The organism is Oleiphilus sp. HI0043 (genome assembly GCF_001634935.1).
Genome location: NZ_LWEY01000043.1, coordinates 1 through 772 on the forward strand (window position 1 = coordinate 1; position 772 = coordinate 772).

The window sequence follows — 772 nt, forward strand, 5'->3', positions numbered from 1 at the left end:
ACCTTTCCAAACATTGTGACCTTCACGTCTACAATCGTAGTACCTCAAAATCCCAACGTTGGCTCGAAGAGTATGAAGGCCAAATACTGCTAGACCTTAAGAAGATTGATCATAAGTTCGACCTCGTCATAAGCTGCATCGGCAATGATAAAGATCTCGAAGAGGTCTACCTGTCCGAACAAGGCCTGCTCGCCCAATGCGATAGCAAAACACTTTTTATCGATCACACCACCGCTTCCGCTGAACTCGCTAGACGTATTGACGCCAGCACTAAGCAAAAAGGTATGGCATTTATCGACGCTCCCGTTTCTGGCGGCGAACAGGGTGCAATTAATGGCCAGCTAACCATTATGTGCGGCGGCGAAGAAGCAGCTTTCAAACAGGCAAGCGACCTTATGCGGCACTATGCCAAAGCAATGAACCTGCTTGGCCCGTGCGGCTCAGGACAACTCTGCAAAATGGCCAATCAAATGGCCGTAGCCGGTGTGGTACAAGGGCTGGCCGAGGCCATCCATTTCTCAGAGAAAGCTGGCCTGGACTGCAAGCAAGTCGTCGATGTGATATCCAAAGGAGCTGCGCAATCATGGCAAATGGATAATCGTTCAGACACCATGATCGATGCCGAATACGAACACGGTTTTGCCGTAGATCTAATGCGCAAAGACTTAAACATCTGTTTATCTGAAGCTCGGAATATCGGCGCAAAACTTCCCCTAACGGCGCTGATTGACCAGTTTTACGCAGATGTACAGGATATGGGTGGTGCAAGGTG

At 49.4% G+C, this 772-nt stretch carries 1 protein-coding gene; it reads left to right on the top strand.

Annotated elements, in window-relative coordinates; all coding sequences use genetic code 11:
• Window positions 1-772: NAD(P)-dependent oxidoreductase (locus A3729_RS01150; RefSeq protein WP_068632986.1), on the top strand; the 772-nt coding region annotated here is incomplete at both ends.